Origin of the sequence: Mycobacterium gordonae, assembly GCF_002101675.1 — a bacterium.
In the GTDB taxonomy this organism is placed as follows: domain Bacteria; phylum Actinomycetota; class Actinomycetes; order Mycobacteriales; family Mycobacteriaceae; genus Mycobacterium; species Mycobacterium gordonae.
Genome location: NZ_LQOY01000226.1, coordinates 26,537 through 42,613 on the forward strand (window position 1 = coordinate 26,537; position 16,077 = coordinate 42,613).

Annotated in this window: 13 protein-coding genes; 4 read left to right on the top strand and 9 right to left on the bottom strand. The window is 65.7% G+C overall.

The genetic code is table 11. The features are described 5' to 3' along the window. The first annotated feature begins 125 nt into the window (after positions 1-125). Entirely contained in the window at positions 126-596 is a 471-nt protein-coding gene (locus AWC08_RS28440; RefSeq protein WP_065137106.1) for a hypothetical protein, read from the top strand. 52 nt (positions 597-648) lie between these two features. Here AWC08_RS28440 and AWC08_RS28445 read toward each other — a convergent pair whose 3' ends face one another. Continuing rightward, on the bottom strand, positions 649-948 hold the full coding sequence (locus AWC08_RS28445) for a hypothetical protein (protein WP_082986752.1): 300 nt from the start codon (positions 946-948) through the stop codon (positions 649-651). A gap of 98 nt (positions 949-1,046) precedes the next feature. Further along, entirely contained in the window at positions 1,047-2,450 is a 1,404-nt protein-coding gene (gene lipY, locus AWC08_RS28450; protein WP_065137107.1) for a triacylglycerol lipase LipY, read from the bottom strand. 300 nt (positions 2,451-2,750) lie between these two features. On the opposite strand from lipY, the gene AWC08_RS28455 reads away from it, so the two are divergent. Beyond that, a complete protein-coding gene (locus tag AWC08_RS28455) occupies positions 2,751-3,650 on the top strand; it encodes a universal stress protein (RefSeq protein WP_065137108.1) in 900 nt (299 codons plus the stop codon). A gap of 45 nt (positions 3,651-3,695) precedes the next feature. On the opposite strand, the gene AWC08_RS28460 is transcribed toward AWC08_RS28455, so the two are convergent. Beyond that, entirely contained in the window at positions 3,696-6,509 is a 2,814-nt protein-coding gene (locus AWC08_RS28460) for an ATP-binding protein (protein ID WP_069433304.1), read from the bottom strand. A 252-nt stretch (positions 6,510-6,761) separates the two neighbouring features. Between AWC08_RS28460 and AWC08_RS28465 the strand changes: the two genes are divergently transcribed. Then, the gene (locus tag AWC08_RS28465) at positions 6,762-7,910 is read left to right on the top strand and encodes a BTAD domain-containing putative transcriptional regulator (RefSeq protein ID WP_069433303.1); all 1,149 of its coding nucleotides are present in this window, start codon (positions 6,762-6,764) and stop codon (positions 7,908-7,910) included. Positions 7,911-7,943: 33 nt separating this feature from the next. Here the strand turns inward: AWC08_RS28465 and AWC08_RS28470 are convergent, their stop codons facing one another. From AWC08_RS28470 to AWC08_RS28490, 5 genes are all read right to left on the bottom strand, one after another. Next, complete coding sequence (locus tag AWC08_RS28470; protein ID WP_069433302.1) at positions 7,944-8,747, bottom strand: crotonase/enoyl-CoA hydratase family protein; 804 nt, start codon at positions 8,745-8,747, stop codon at positions 7,944-7,946. A 52-nt stretch (positions 8,748-8,799) separates the two neighbouring features. Next, on the bottom strand, positions 8,800-9,633 hold the full coding sequence (locus AWC08_RS28475) for a DUF1206 domain-containing protein (RefSeq protein ID WP_083271082.1): 834 nt from the start codon (positions 9,631-9,633) through the stop codon (positions 8,800-8,802). A 176-nt stretch (positions 9,634-9,809) separates the two neighbouring features. Beyond that, the gene (locus AWC08_RS28480; RefSeq protein WP_142283863.1) at positions 9,810-10,025 is read right to left on the bottom strand and encodes a hypothetical protein; all 216 of its coding nucleotides are present in this window, start codon (positions 10,023-10,025) and stop codon (positions 9,810-9,812) included. Continuing rightward, complete coding sequence (locus tag AWC08_RS28485) at positions 10,025-10,366, bottom strand: hypothetical protein (protein ID WP_069433300.1); 342 nt, start codon at positions 10,364-10,366, stop codon at positions 10,025-10,027. Before AWC08_RS28485 ends, AWC08_RS28480 begins: the two co-directional genes overlap by 1 nt. Positions 10,367-10,389: 23 nt before the next feature. Then, positions 10,390-11,607, bottom strand: a complete 1,218-nt coding sequence (locus tag AWC08_RS28490) for a CynX/NimT family MFS transporter (protein ID WP_069433299.1) — start codon at positions 11,605-11,607, stop codon at positions 10,390-10,392. Positions 11,608-11,679: 72 nt separating this feature from the next. Here AWC08_RS28490 and AWC08_RS28495 point away from each other — a divergent pair, with 72 nt between their 5' ends. Beyond that, positions 11,680-12,348, top strand: coding sequence for a FadR/GntR family transcriptional regulator (locus tag AWC08_RS28495; RefSeq protein WP_069433298.1), 669 nt, complete (start codon positions 11,680-11,682; stop codon positions 12,346-12,348). Positions 12,349-12,366: 18 nt separating this feature from the next. Here AWC08_RS28495 and AWC08_RS28500 read toward each other — a convergent pair whose 3' ends face one another. Continuing rightward, a complete protein-coding gene (locus AWC08_RS28500; protein WP_069433297.1) occupies positions 12,367-15,513 on the bottom strand; it encodes a bifunctional cytochrome P450/NADPH--P450 reductase in 3,147 nt (1,048 codons plus the stop codon). Positions 15,514-16,077 lie beyond the last annotated feature (564 nt).

Below are 16,077 nucleotides of genomic sequence, written 5' to 3' on the forward strand. Positions count from 1 at the left end.
GACTTTGCACGCAGCAGATTGCCCGGTGTCGGCAGCCCGCCGCGACCGCGATTAGAGACTAAGGACCCCGCGATTGGGGCCCTTGGTCCACCCCGCGCCCCGGCCGGGCCGAATAGTGTCAGCGGATGCGGCACTGGCAGTTTGGGGCGTTGGCCATGTTGGGTGCGGTGGCGATCTCGATCGCTCCGGCCGATGCTGCGCCTGGGGATGACAACACGCCACCGGTGGACGACCTCGACGGCTATCCGCTCGCCTCAGGCACCTACAGTTCCTCGTCCTTTTCCTGGGTCTACTTCACCACACCCGATGGGCGCTACTGCGGCATTGCGCCCAACGGCGGACCGATCGGCTGCGACACGGTGCCAGCGGACGCTCCACCGGGAACCAACCAAACCTTCGCCGACGCGACCCACCCCGCCCAATATCGGCATTCGGACACCAAGACCTTCACCCGCAACTTCCCGGTGCTGCCCGCCGGCTACCGCGTTCAGACCATGGGTGCGGTCTGCGCGGTCGACAACCAGGGCGCGGTGCACTGCCAGACCGAGGGCAACCACGGGTTCATCTTGTCGACTGAGCATGGCGTGCTCTGGTGAACGAGACCGAGACGCGGCTCCCGCCTAGGGCGATGGCCGATCATGGGGTCTGTCAGCCGGGCTCGCTGACCTCGGCCTGCCATCGAGCACGGCGTTGCTCTTGACTCGCCTCCCACCACGGCGGTGAGCCACGCTCCCCGAGTGCGACCTTGGCGGCATGCACGCCGGCTCGGGCAGTCGGCTCCTCAGGAGTTCCCTTGGTGCGTCGCACCTCTCGGCGCCACGCCATCAGTATCCGGACCAGGTCTTGCCTACGTTCTTCGGGAATCAACGGATCGCTCGCACGCCACCTGCGACCGTCAACAACGATGTAATGCCCGTCATCAGCGGGTTCTGGTACCCCATTGGACATGGGTGCCTCGAATCTTCTCGCCGACACTGAATTCCTGCAGGGCCGTACTCGCTTTTTCGCTGCGAATTTTCAGGGTCGATGGGCAGCAGGTGACGCAATCAGGCCGCGATACCGAGCTCCTGGTTGATCTGGTGCCAGTACACGGGCCCGTCCAGGGTGAGAATGAGCCAGTCGTGGATTTGGCCATTGGCCAGTACGAAGCTGAACGGCGCATTGTCGAGAGCGGCTCTCGCCTTCAACACGAGTGCATCCGGAGAGAGAATGTCCAGGTTGCCGGTGTAGACGGTCGTCGGCGGCAGACCGGCCAGCGGTCCGTTGATCGGGCTCACCTGATAGTTGCCGATGGGCAGGCCCCCAGCCCACTGTCTGCCGAACTGCTGGGCCAGCCCGACGGGCAGCAACGGATCCTGAACGAACGCGATATTCGGGTTGGTCATGGACAAGTCGAGCCAGGGAGACAGCAGGACCATCGACGACGGCAGTTGCGCACCGTTGAGCATCATCTGCTGAACGGACGCGAGCGCGAGGTTGCCCCCGGCGGAGTCTCCGATGACGCTGACGTACGGTGTGCCGTATTGCGTGGTTTGTGCGGAAATGAAGTTCGCCATCATCGGCACCACAAGCCCGGCCGTACCCCCCTCCTGGAGCAACGGATAGATCGGCACTTGAATGGTCGCGCCGGTTTGGTAGGCCATCACCGAATAGTGAATCCAGTGCAGGAAGGACGGCGGGAAAATGAAGGCGCCGCCGTGGATGGCCACAACCTGCTCACCGGTGGCATTAGCCGGCGTGATGTGCACGACGCTCATCGTTCCGCCGGTCGGATTGTCAAACGTGCTGTAGGAGACCGTCTCCCCGAGAAGCAGATTCAACAACGGCGGCGGCGAATTGCCGATGAACCAGGACAACGGCGGAACGTCGCTGGCCAATAGTTGCAATATCGGGTTACCCGGCGTCGCGATGTAGGTGTCCAGCCCCGACAAATTCAGCAGCGGCTTGACCGGGTACAGCAAAGCCTCTTCGAACCTCGTGACCAAGGACGGCGAGCCGGTGAAGGTGCCAAGGTCCCCGGCGGGAATGGGCGGACCGGCCGGCGCGCCGAAGACCGTGGTGAAGACCTCGTTGGCTATCCGGTTGACGCCGGCGGCGACGCCCGCGGGGAACTGCGCGATCTCCTGCTGAAGGAGGGTGACGGCACCCTCGAATGTCTGCAGCGGCGCGGCACTGGCGGCCTCGGCGGCGGCATACGCGCTGCTGGCCGTCGTGAGGGTGTGCACAAACTCGCTGTGGAACCGTGCGACCTGGGCACTGAGCACCTGATAGCCCTCGCCGTGAGCGGAGAACAGTGCCGCGATGGCCGCTGAAACCTCGTCTTCGGCGGCAGCGAGCAAGCCGGTGGTCGGCGCTGACGCGGCTGCGTTGGCAGCACCGATCGATGAGGCGACGTCCGCCGCGTCCGCTGCCGCCGCCGTCACCCACTCCGGCACGACCATCAACGACATAACCGCTCCCCCTCAATCCCATTCCGGCTCAGATCGTTTCGACACAAGCCCACTGGATTCACCTGCTACGACCATCGAACCGACTCGGACGAGTCGCACACCCCAACAAAATCTATCTCCGGCGCCGCCGAACTGTTAGCAAAATGAAGAGAAAACCGGTGATGGCCACGCACGGGAGACACAGCCGGACCTTCGATCGGTGTCTTTGGTCCTTCTGCTTGCATCTCTTCGACCCTGACAGTGAGGACATCCCTGAGTAAAGCTGCGGATGGGTACGTAGCGAATCGGGAAGAACTGAAAATGTGGCAACCACCACGCGGCGCGATCTTGGTATGCGTTGACGGCTCGGCAGCGGCACTGGGCGCGGTGCGTTGGGCCGCCCGTGATGCAGCACTGCGGAATGTGCCGCTGACGCTGGTCCACATTTCCGACGCCGCCTTGCCCGAGTGGTTCGAGGTCGCCGCCCAGGCCGGCGGCAGGCAACGGGAGAAGCGGCGGGCCCACAGAGTGATCGAAGCGGCGATCAGTGTCGCCGAGGCGAGCACCGATGAATGCGGTCGATTGGAAGTCGACGGCAAGGTGTTCAATTCGGCCACCATCCCGACGCTCGTCGGCCTCTCCGCAGACGTGGAGATGGTCGTGGTCGGCTACCGAGGACACGGCGGCGTGTCGGCCCGCGGTGGCCTGGGCTCGGTGAGTTCGGCATTGGTCTACAACGCGCGTTGCCCAGTCGCGGTAATCCATGACGACCAAACCGTGCTCGGCAGTGTCGCGCAGGCGCCGGTGCTGGTGGGCATCGACGGCTCGCCGGCATCGGAAGCGGCGACCGCTATCGCATTTGCCGAAGCCTCCCGACGAGGTGTCGGCCTGATGGCCCTGCACGCCTGGACCGATCCCTGGATTTCCGGCTTTCGGGCGTCGTTCCAAGACTCCGAATGGGACGCTCAGTTATCCGAGGAGGAGGAGAGCCTCGCCGAACGGTTGGCGGGTTGGCACGAACGCTATCCCGATGTGGCGATCCACCGCACGATCGAAATCGGTGATCCGGCACGGTGCCTCATCGAGGCGTCCCAACGGGCGCAGCTGCTTGTGGTGGGCAGCCACGGCTGCGGCTGGCTCCGCGGCAAGTTGCTCGGATCGGTCGGGGCAGCGGCGGTCAACAGGGCCAAGATTCCCGTGATCGTCGCCCGTCAGTCCTGACGGCCGTTGCGGGTCAACTTGACCAACGGCTCCGGCCCCGGTTGCCTACCGTGCGCTCACCAGCCCCGCCGCGTCGGCACCGTTGACGTTTTGCTTTTCCAGCAGGCCCAGTTCGATTGCCAACAACGTCAAGCCGGGGCGACGTCGGCGCCCCGTCTTGTCCCGAATGCGGTCCAAGTGCGAACGGACCGTCCGCAACGATATGAACAGAGTCTCCGCGATTTGCTGATCGGTCTGGCCGTGGGCGAGCAATGCCAGCAGCTCCAACTCGCGGCAGCTCAGCGATTGGCCCACAAGACGACTGGTGCTGACCGGGGCTGGCACGTGTGGCGCATCGGAGGCCTCGTCGAGCCGTTTGCGGTAGCGGGCCGCGAACTGGTGGTAACCCGCCGCCGATGCCCCCTCGGCGGCTTCTCCGTACAGCGCGGCGGCGCCGTCCAGGTCGCCGCGGTAAGCGGCAAGATCGGCCGCAGCGCCCACTGCCAGTGGATGCCGACTGGGGCCCAGGGCGCCGCGCAAACAGCGCTCGGCTTCGGCTTCGGCACCTGCCGCCAGCAGCGCGGGTACCACGCTGCGCACGACGAAGGGGTCTCTGGCCAGTGCAGGGGCACGGGCGAGCAGGGCCCGCGCAACATTGGCCGACGTTTGGGGGTCCTTGCCCGTCGCCGCGGCCAACTCCACCCGAGTAGGACCGCAGACATGGTGCCACCAGCCCTCCCGCGGTGCGAGATCTTGCAGCAGCGCCTCGGCTTCGCACAGCCGGCCCTGCTGCAGCCGCACCCAGGCCAAGAATTCGCGTCCGAGGAACGACGAGAGCCCGGTTGGGACAGCCGCGGAGCCCTCGAGCAACGTCAACGCGGCCTTCTCGGTGCGGCCGACATCGCCCATCGACCGGCTTGCGATGGCCTCGATCAGCGCGGCCAAGACCTCGGGACCCGGGCCGACGTTGAGGGAGCGGGCGTGAACGCGGACGAGGTTGGCCATCGTCGATAGCTCGCCGGCCCGCATAGCCAGCCCCTTCTGCAGAGCGCAGATTATGACGCTGGCGCCGAAGTCTTCCGGCAACCGCAGCCGCATCGCCTCGGCCGTCCCACGCTCGATTACCGCGATGCCCTCGTCGCGGCGTCCCAGCGCACACAGCGCTGCGCCGCGACAGATCAACGCGGCGGCGCGGCCCTGATCCGCGTCGAACTCATCGGCGAGCACCAGAGCGCGGTCGGCGAATGCGAGGCCGGTCTCACCGTCGAGATTGCAGTTGTGCCACATCGCCAGGCGCGCGTACACCAACGCCAAATCCGGCCCGGGCGGGGCGGTTTCGAGTACCACCTGTGCCCGTTCGAATGCGTCGAGCGCGGCCAGCTGTTGGCCGAGGGCCAGATGCACCGAACCCAGGACCATGAGAAGTTTTGCCGTGGACGTGTGCGCGGCCGGCTCCAGCAGGTCCACACCCTCCTGCAGCGGGGCGATCGCTGCCGCGGGATCCCCGCTGGCCAGGAGCATACGGCCTTGTTCACACAGCAGGCGCCCGCGTTCGGCGGGGTCGACATCGCTGCTCAGCGCGCGCTCGTAGAGCATCGCCGCCTCGGCGAACGCGCCCGCGCGCGCCGACATTCCGGCGGCCTGCGCACACAGCGGCGCGGCCTCACCCTCGCGACCTGCGGCCAGCAGATGGCGGGCGCGATCGATGATCGGCGCCGGCGACGTCGCTGCCGCGAGCACATCGGCGGCCCGGCTGTGCAGGTTCGTTGCCTCCCACGAAGGCACCGCATCGCGCACCGCCTCGTGGGTGAGAATGTGACGGAATCGCAGCCGGCTGGGGTCGGTCGCGTCACATTCCACCAGTTGCGCGGCGGTCGCGGCCTTGAGGGCCGCCGAGACCACCTTTGCGGGCAATTCGGTCAACTCCGACAGCAACTGAGGATCAAAGGCGCTGCCCAACACCGCTGCTGCCGTGATCACGCTCTGGTGCTCGGGCTCGAGACGATCGAGTCGCTGCAGAATGCCGAGGGCCAGAGTGACGGGCAGATGAAGCCCGGAAAGCTGCGAACACTGCCAGACCCCGTCAAGCTGGAAGGCGTGCCCCGAGCTGATCGCTGCGTCGAGCATCTCTTCGACCGCAAAAGGCACGCCCTCACTGCGCTGCACGAGCATGTCAACCAATGCGCTGCTGACGTGGTCAACGCCCAAGCGTGCGCAGACCAGACGGCGGACATCGCGATAGGCAAGCGGTTCCAAATCCGTCGCGCTTGCCAGGGCCGCGCGACGCCACACGTCGAACATGGCACGCAGCGGGTGGGCCGCACTGACCTCATCCGAGCGGTAGGTCACCACTAACAGCAGCGGAAGCCCGACGGTGCGCCGGGCGACGAAATCGACAAGCGCGCGCGTCGACGCATCCGCGAAGTGCAGATCATCGATCACCATCAGCGCGCCCGACTGCCCCGCCACCGCGCGTATCACCGCCAGCACACCCTCGAAAAGCTGCAGCCGGGCCGCAGCGTCAGACAGGTCGTTGGGCAGGGGTGCACCGTTCGACAGTTGTGGCACGATCGCACCGACCGCACCGGCGGCCGGTCCAATCTGTCGGCGTAAGTGCGCCGCATCGGCCGTCGCGAGATAGGTGTCTATCGCTTCGTTGAAGGGCAGATAGGGCAGGGCGGGTTCCAGTTCGCTACACCCGCCCCAGAGCACCGCACAGCCGTACTGTTGTGCCCGCAAGGTGAGCTCACGGGCCAGGCGAGTCTTGCCGATGCCAGTTTCGCCGGCCACCAGGCACACCTGACCCATTCCCCGCCGGGCATCGTCGAATGCTTCTTCGAGCGCGGTGAGTTCTGCCTGCCGCGCAATCAGCGGCGTCACCGATCTACATGTGTACGTCATGCCAACCTCAACCAGTACCGACCAAGTCGTGCAATGAACACAAAGGGCCGTCTGTCAGGGTGAGTTGCCAGGCTTTATTGATCCTCAATAAATCCTCAATGGATGCTCAACGGGTGCTGCGGCGCTACCCAGGGATTGGGCGCCTTTGATTGAGCGCTTTGCCGCCCGCGTCGGCTCGTTGGCACGCACAATGCACACAAGCGCTGCACGGAGGGGAGGTTGGCAACGGCAATGGCCGCAGAGAGCCCGGAGTTCGGTGTGCTGGGCACGCTGGAGATGCGCGTGGGAGGCACCTCGATCGCGCTGGGGACACCCAAGCAACGCGCGGTGCTGGCGGTGCTGGTGCTCAGACGCAACGGCACGGTGGGCATGGACACGCTGATCGAGGCCGCCTGGGAGCACTCGCCACCGGCGGGGGCGCGAGCCACGATGCACTCCTACATTTCCAACGTGCGCCGTCTGCTGGCCGATGCCGGGGTCGATCCCCAAGCCATGCTGGCCAACGTGGCCCACGGGTATCGGCTCACCGTCAGCGATGAGAACTGCGACGTGGGGCGTTTCACCGCGGAGAAGAACGCGGGGCTCGACGCCGCTGCGGCCGGCCACTTTCAGGACGCCAGCGAACACTTGAGCGCGGCGCTGGCTCAGTGGCGCGGCCCGGTCCTGGACGATCTGCGAGACTTCGGCTTCGTCCGCGGTTACGCGAGCTCGTTGGTCGAAGACAAGCTCGTGGTTCACACTGCCCGCGCTCAGGCCGAAATCGTCTGCGGGAGAACATATTCCATAATCAACGAACTCGAAGAGCTCATCACCGAGCATCGCTACCGGGAACCGCTGTGGGCGCAGCTGATCACCGCCTACTACGTTGCCGAGCGCCAATCAGACGCCCTGGACGCTTACCGCCGGCTGAAAACCACCCTGGCCGATGATCTGGGCATCGACCCCGGACCCACGCTGCGCGCGCTGCACGAACAAATATTGCACCAGCAACCCCTCGACGTGGACAGAGCCGCCCGCTCGGCGGCCAAAGACACCATGGTCTCTACCGTCGGCGGCGCCCATAGCCCCAACGGACCGACCACAATCGCGCTGCGCGACCCCGACGGCCATTTGTATCCACTGCTAGCCGTGGTCACCCGCATCGGCCGCGACGCCGCGAACGACATCGTGCTTGACGACGTCAAAGTCAGCCGCAACCACGCGGTCATCATCAACACCGGGGCAAAGCTCGTGATCACCGATCTGCACTCGGCCAACGGCATCTACGTCCACGGGCGTCGGGTCGGCACCAGCACGACCCTCAACGCGAATGACACCATCCGCATCGGCACCCACGAACTCACCCTGCAAACCGAGCTGCCCCCATCACCCGACCCCTAACGCACACCGCTCCGGGATCCGAATGCCGCCGGGCTAAGCGGGGTCGGCGAAAACGGGCCGCTCCCCCGACATTCCAGCGACTACGGCAGCGATCTGGTTCGGCGAACCGATCAGCCCGGTTTGCAGAACTGATTCGAGCGCAAGAGCGGCCACGGGGTCGTTGCTCATCCAGGTTTCGTCGTACAGGCGCTTCGCGGCACGGACGGCATCCGGTGACTTCGATGCGATCTCGTCCGCGAGCGCCAGCGCCGCAGACAGCGGATCCGCGTCCGTCCGGGTGATCAAGCCGAGCTCGGAACCTTCGCTGCCGGAAACGATGCGGCCAGTGAAGGTCAGCTCTTTCGCGACGTCGATCGGTAGAAGTCTCGGCAGTGTCTGCGTGATGCCCATGTCAGGAACGAGTCCCCACTTGATCTCCATGATGCTTAGCTTGGCGTCCGGGGTGGCGATCCGGATGTCTGCGCCGAGCGCAATCTGCAGACCACCACCGAAGCAGTTGCCGTGGATCGCGGCGATGACTGGCGCCGGCACCAAGGACCAGTCGTAGCTCACGCGCTGAGCGAGGTTCGCCGGCCGGCCCTCGTCCCGCGTCAACAGGACGCCCGTGCCCCGTTCGCCGCCCATGAAACTTGCCACGTCCAAGCCAGAGCAGAAGCTCTTGCCCTCTCCGTGCAGGACGACCGCACGGACCGACGTATCAGCCGCCAGCTGCGCTGCGGCATCCACCAGGCCTTCGAACATGGCTTGGTCGAGCGCGTTGTGCTTGTCGGCGCGCACCATCGTCGCCGTTGCCACGCCGTTGTCGGCAATCCGCACCCGGACTCTGTCTTCGCTCACGAGTAGCAATCTATCGCGGGCGGACTGAGTCGTTCTCGTGCGGACGACCGCGCTAGGTGGCGGGGCGGTAGCGCGCCTCGGCGAACGAGAACAACCCGTGGGCGAACAGGCCGACAGCGATCAGCCAGAGGACCACCTGTCCCCAGCTCTGGCCGGCGAGTTCGGCCAACAGCCCGGACAATCCCTTGGCGTTTTTCGGGTCGAAGGTCAGGCCGGCGATGACGAAAAAGACGCCGACACCGATGGCCACCAGTCCGGTGCCCAGGTACCCCGCCCGGCCCAGCGCTTCGATGACCTTTCGCTTGTCCGGGCTCAGCGCTCCGGTGCGCTTCATGAAGCCACGGTTGATGGCGTGCTTGTAGATTTCGTAGCCTCCGAAGCCTATGGCGACTAGGCCGACGAGCAGCACGATCCAGCGTCCGCCGGGCATGCCCATGACCATCCCGGCAGCATGCTGCTGGCCTTCGCCGCCACCGCCACCGGGGACCGCGCCGGCATCGCCGCCCCAGTTCGCGATGAGGATCGACAGCGACGCCAGCGCCGCCCCGCTGTAGAGAACGCCCTTGCCCGCGTACTTGGCCCGATGGCTGCCGTCCGACCCTTCGATCGGATCACCCGAGACGGCCTGGCTGAATTTCCACACCACCAGAGCGATCAATGCCACAGTCAAGGCGATCAGCAGGAACTTGCCGAACGGCGCCTGCGCGACCGTCTGGATCGCCCCGGACTTACTGGCACTGGCCGAGGAATTCTCACCCATCGCGACCTTGATCGATAGGAAACCCAAGAGCACATACAGGGCTCCCTGGCCTAACAGGCCGACCCGCGCGACTTTGGATCTGACGTCTCCCGCATACCCTTGTGGGCGGACAGTGGCTCTGCTCATCGCGTACTCGCCTTCGTCTAGTGAACGGCTGTGTAATACGCACTTACCCACCGCGGGGCCGGGCGATACGCGCGCGCGTCAATTCATATTTATCCGGCGGTGCACGAGGTTCGACGCGATGGAACGCGGGCGTCGGCCGGCCATGCGATCCGGCACAGCCCCGGTCCCAAGGACCGCTATAGCCCGGCGTCTCGTTCGGATGGGTCACCCTCGCCTAGATCTCGGCCGGCAGCTCGCTCGCTTTGACGGTTCTGGTTGAGCTGCTCGATAACGCTGTCCGTGTCGGTGTCGTGCAGCCCGAAGCACTTGCAGGCCGATCGGATCTCGGCCTCGGTGAACATCGGCACCGGCTCCTTCGTCCCCCAGCCCCAGTTAGGGCGTTCGGTTCTCATCAGGACCACCCTCGACCACTCATCCACAGCGGCGGTTCCTGGCCGCTATACATGCTCTTAGGCTGCCATCGCTGTCTATGCAACAGCCGACCGGCGTGGTGCTCGGCCACATCCTTCAGGTACTCGACGTCATCGCTGGTCCAGGGATGCTGGCCGGTGCCGTCCAACCACCATCTCGGTTGGCCGTCCTGCTCGTAGCGGGTTATCCGATAGCGCTCGGCGACGTGCCTGCCCTTGCCGTCAACCTGCCAGTCCAGCAGCCGCGGGCGGATGGCCTCGGGCGTCGGCTGGATGAACTCCCGCGGGTAATTTATCCGGATCTCGATAAACTCGCCGCTCATCTATCAACCGTAGATCAGCAGTACTAGACGTAGCGGTTGCGGCCCGCGAGGGCGCCCATCGTCATCTGCAGACCGTAGATCACCAGGACGAAGATCCACGGCACGGTCCAACCACCGGTGACGTCATGAAGAAGACCGAACAGGAAGGGGCCGATGCCGGCAAGCAGGTAGCCGAAGCCCTGTGCCATCCCCGACAGCTGGGCGGTGCCCTCGGTGGTGCGCGCGCGGAGCGCAATCACGGTGAGCGCCAGCGAGAATACGCTCATACCCAAGCCGACGAGCACGCTCCACAACAGCGGCGCCGCCGCCGGATCAACAAGCAGGCCGAGGACGCCGGCAAGTCCAACCACCCCCAGCGCAACGATCCAGCCGCTCTGACTGCCCGATCGAGCGGCGATCGGCGCAAGGAAAATGCTGATCGGCACCGCGATCAGCGAGGTCAGGCCGACGAGCATCCCGGCGGTCGCCTTCGGCACACCGCTGTCGATGAACACCTCGGGCAGCCAGCCCAACATGATGTACGCGAGTGTGGACTGGAAGCCGAAGAACAGAGTTACCGTCCATGCCAAGCGATTTCGTAGCAGCGATCGGCCGGTAGGGCGGGCGGGCAGCTCGACGGCGCTCACCCCCCGCGCACCGACAAGCCAGGCGACGAGAGCCAGCAGCGCAAGCACGGCCCAGCCCCCGAGCGCGCCGCGCCAACTTCCGAACGCGGACTCCATCGGCGGTGTCAGCGCTGATCCGATCGCGCCGCCACCTTGCAGGGCAGCGGTGTAGATGCCCGTCATCGCCCCGATCTGAGCGGGAAACGACCCCTTGATCACCACCGGTATCAACACATTGATCAAGGCGATGCCGCCGGTGGCCACCACCGTCCCACCGATTACGACGAACGGACCGTCAAGCACACGCAACACCAGGCCGACGACCAATGTCACCAACGCGGCGCTGATCGCGTGCTGCAGGCCGATCCGGCGGGCCAACCACGGCGCAGCGAATCCCGCTGCGGCAAAACACAATCCGGGAAGCGTGGTGAGCACACCGGCCCAGGTGGCCGAGGCGCCGAGCGATTCGCGCATCGGGCGCAGCAGTGGCCCCACGCTGGTGAGCGCGGGTCGCAGGTTCAGCGCCGTGAGGACCACCGCGGCGATCAGTAGCCCACCGCCCGCTAGCCGGACGGCCGGATGGGTTTCTTCGGCAGTGGCTGCACGCTCGTCCACTTCGGCGCATATGCCTGCCATTTCTGCACTCACTCAGCTAGTCTGTCATACATCCCATGATTGGATGAATTGAGGACTTGAATTGAGGACGCTGTGCCCTTGGCAACAACCCGCCGCGCAGGCCTGGTCGAGCAGATCATCGATCAGCTGCGGCAGTCCGTAGCTTCCGGAGAATGGCCCGTCGGTACGCGGATACCCAACGAACCGAGCCTTGCCGAGGCGCTGGGTGTGGGCCGCAACACGGTGCGGGAGGCGGTGCGCGCCCTGGCGCACGCCGGGATTCTCGAAGTTCGACAGGGGGACGGCACCTATGTGCGCGCCACCAGCGAAGTCTCCGGGGCGTTGCGCCGCCTGTGCGGGTCCGAGCTCCGCGAGGTACTGCAGGTGCGCCGCTGCCTGGAGGTCGAGGGAGCGCGACTGGCTGCCGTTGCACGCACCGACGCCGACGTCGCCGCGCTACGGCAGTTGCTCGGGCGCCGAGATGAATTGGCCTGCGGAGAAGATCACGCCGCCTTCGCGGCAGCGGACGCCGCGTTGCACTTCGCGGTGGTGCAGGCGTCCGGGAACACCGTCCTGACAGAGCTCTACCGGGGGCTCACCGAAGTCGTCGCGGCCAGCGTGGCAGCCACCAGCGTGGCGCACGAACCCCGCGAGATCCGACATGGCGGCTTGATCGACGCGATCGCCGCTCGGGACGTCGAAGAGGCCGGACGGGAGGCCGGCGGCTTCCTCGACGAACTCATCGAGGAATTGCCGTCATGACGATGCCCGCAACCACTTTCACCCCGCCCACACGTCCTCGACATAGTGGTCGGATTCGATGAGACCATTCAGCCAGTCGCGGGCCTGACCTTCATCGGCGCCTGTCCGTGCGCGATAGATGTCGAGGAACGACCCGCGCACCGCCGGCGCCATCCGCGCGCCGTCGCCGCACACATAGACGTGGGCGTCCTTGCCCGGGTCACCCAACAGGTTCCAGACGTCGTCGGCGTCCGCGGCGATCCGGTCCTGCACGTAGCGAACCCCGTCCTGCGGTGCCCGTGAAAACGCTGGGCGCATCGCGACGATGCCGATTCCCTCGGCCTGCTCGAACTGGTCTCGGAAGATGTAATCGACCTCCGGGTCACGCACGCCGAAGAAGCACAACGCCGGCTGCACCGGCGCTCCGGCGTTCTTTGCGGCCAGCCGGTCACCGAGGAAACCGCAGAACGGGGCGACACCGGTACCGGCGCTGACCAGGATCACGTTCCTGGCCGGATCGGCGCCGGCCCGGAACGCCTGGCGGGCCGGGTCCACGCGCGCCCGGATCAATTGTCCGGGTTGGACGGTCGCGAGGTAGTTGGACGCGACACCTTTGAACGTGCCGCGCCCCGAACGGGCCGGCGCCTCCAAGACGCTGACGATCAGTCCTACCGTGCGTGGTGACAACAGTGATGACGACGCGATCGAATAGTGCCTGGGCACCATGGGGTCGAGCAGTTCGAGAAGTTCGGCGCCGGTGAGAACGCAGGCAGGGTATTCGTCGAGGCATTCCATCACGCTGAGCGGGCAGCCGTCTGGGTTATCGGCAAGCTCGGTGAGCCGCTGACGCTCGGCGGGGTCGCTGTTGGCTGCCGCAAGCTTGCGCAATAGACTGCTGGTGACCGGTTTCTGCAATTCGACAAAGTGCGTGAGCAGTTCTCGGACACTAACCTCTCGGTCCAGCGCAATGAGCCGTCGTGAGCTGCGCCGGGGGTTGATCGCCAGCCGCAGTCCGGGGTCGAGGCCGAGTTGGGCCAGAACCGCGTCGACAACCTGGGGCGGGTTGTCGGCCATCACGGTGAGGTGGTCGCCCGTTTGGTACTCCACGCCGTCCGGAAGTTCCACGCGGATATTGGTTTTGGCGTGTCCCAGCCCGGGGCTGACCAGTTCGTTTCGTTCGACCACGGTCATCGGGATCACCGACGACCGGGCGTCCATCGCCGCCGTCACGGGGCCGACGATCTGGCGCAACTCGTAGAGCGGTTCCGTTGCATCCGTGAGCGGCGCGGCGTCGGGGTCACCGAAGCGTTCGGCCAACGACGACAACAACCCGGCAGCGAACTCCTCGATCGTGCCGACCATATCCCCCGAGGTGTCGGCCGCCGCCAGTGGAACCAATCTGTTGGCTTGCAACTCGCCGAGGCGCTCGTCGATGCGCCGCGGGATCGCCTGATAGGTGTCGGCCCAGTTGTGGTCGCCCACACCGAGAACCGCGATGTTGGGTGACGGATTCAACGTGGTGTCCGCGTCCAGCAGCCAGGTGAGGAAGGCGCGCGCATCGTCGGTCGGCTGTCCGTTGTACGAGGACGCGATGATCACGATGGCCTCGGCTTCGGGGAAGCCGCCAACGGCGTCGTCGAGCGGCGCCACCGTCGCTGCACAGCCCAAAGCCGTTGCCTCATCCGCGAACTGACGGGCCAGGGCGCGGCACGTGCCCAAGTTGGAGCCGTGCAAGATGGCCAGCCTGGTACCGGCCTTGAGTGCCGTCGGTTGCGCCGCCGCACTCTGCGCGGCAGCCGCTTCGAGGCTCGGTACATCGGCCTGGCGGTCCTGCGGGGTGCGCCGCGCGACATCGAGCCGGAACCCGATCGGCCGGCGGCTGGTCGGCGTTTCCCACTGCGGCACATAGTGGTAGGCGTCGATGAGGCGGTAGCGATGGATCAGCCTGGCCAGTGCCATGGCCGCCTCGTGCAGGGCGAACTGCCGGCCGATGCAGGATCGCGCCCCGGTTCCGAACGGTTTGAACAAGGCGGCCGGCCTCGCTGCCGAGCGGTCGGGCGTGAAGCGGTCGGGATCGAAGAGTTCGACGTTGTCGCCCCACTGCGGCTGTCGGTGCAAAGCGCCGGTGAGTACCGTGACCGCCTCTCCCCGTTTGATGGGATACTTGCCGCCGATCACCGTGTCTTCCAGAGCCATTCGGTCGAAATTCAGCACCGGCGGGGACAGCCGCAGGGTTTCCTCGATGGCCTGCCGCAGATAGGTCAGCTTGCCGATGTCGTCGTAGCGGGGCAGGTAGTCGTCGTCGGTTCCGAACACGGTGTCCACTTCGGCCTGTACCCGGTGCAGCACCGTCGGATCGTTGACGATGTTGTACAGCGTGTTGGGCATCAACTCCGACGTGGTGAGCTGGCCGGCGATCAGGAACGTCATGATCTGATTGCGGATGTTCTCGGTGTCGAGCACCGGTTTGCCGCTCGAATCCTGTTGCAGCATCAGCGCCAGCAGGTCATTGCTGGCACCGGATTGGTGCTCGGCTATCAGTCCGTCCATGAACTTGTGCAACGTGGCCAATTCTTCGTTGAAGACCGGCGTAGTCGCTCCAGAGCCCAACTCCGCTATGGCCGTTGTGAAGCTCTGCGGGATCGGAGCCAGCCCGGGACATTCGAAAGAATTGAACCGCGAACCGAATCCGGCGAGCGCCACGGTGTCCATGGCCAGCTTCTGCAAGTCGTTCGACACATCCACCGGGCCTACCCCGACACTGGCGTCCCACCGGTCGATCAACTTGCAGTTGATGTCGAGCATCGCGTCGTGATAGGCGCGCAGGCCCGCGTAACTGAAACCCGGCAGCAGGACATCATGGGCTCGCTGCCAGTTCGGCTCGCCGTGGTAGGCCGTGAACAGGCCGTCACCGGCCAACGGTCTGACTCGGGCGAGGTTTGCGGTGAGGTTCTTGGCGAAGCGGCTCTCGTCGCAGAGCTCAGTGACCAGCTCCAGCGAGCAGGCGTACAGCTTCCTGATGCCGCCGTTGAAGTCCGCGTAGAACAGCGGACCGTGCAATTCCCCGAGTAAGTCCACCGGCAGCGCGCGGGGGCGGCCGACCAGTTGATCGGGGCCGGGCAGTGGTCCTTCGACCGAGGGGACACCCGGCAGATCCGGCGGCGACGATGCGCGAAACTCGTTCATCCGCGCAGCATAGGTTTCGGTGCGGAGGCTTGTCTGCAATCCGCAGAAGTCTTCCGGGCCCGTCAGCCGGGTCCCCGCCACAACGCACCAGCCGCACTCGCGCGTCCTGAAGTTGTGCGCCGGCACCGGGGACCGCCGCGGCCTCAACCACCCAGTTCGTGACGAGAATCGACAGCGACGCCTGGCGCGATCGCTGCCGTCCGATATGTCGTCGACCGCCTGTAACCGACTATGTCAACCATGGTTGACTATTGCTTTAACGGACTGTAGCCTCGGTGTCGGATCGGGATTACCGCGGCCACAACCCGCGTAGCGCCAAAATGGTTCGGCGCCTTAGGTATTCCCGCTGCCGAACTTCGCGCGGCGCCCCGGCGGCGTGCGATTGCGAACGGATGCGTCTACAGCGTTACGGAGTGTCGCCCCATGCAACCAGCACAGTTCCGGGCCAACGGCAGCCCGTGCGGAAGGTCCAAAAAGCTCCCTCCGCGTACGCAGTCCGCGCAGCTTGAAGTAAGGCCAACTCCCGGCTTCAATGTTTACCCCGTTGTTCGAAGCGAGGAAATC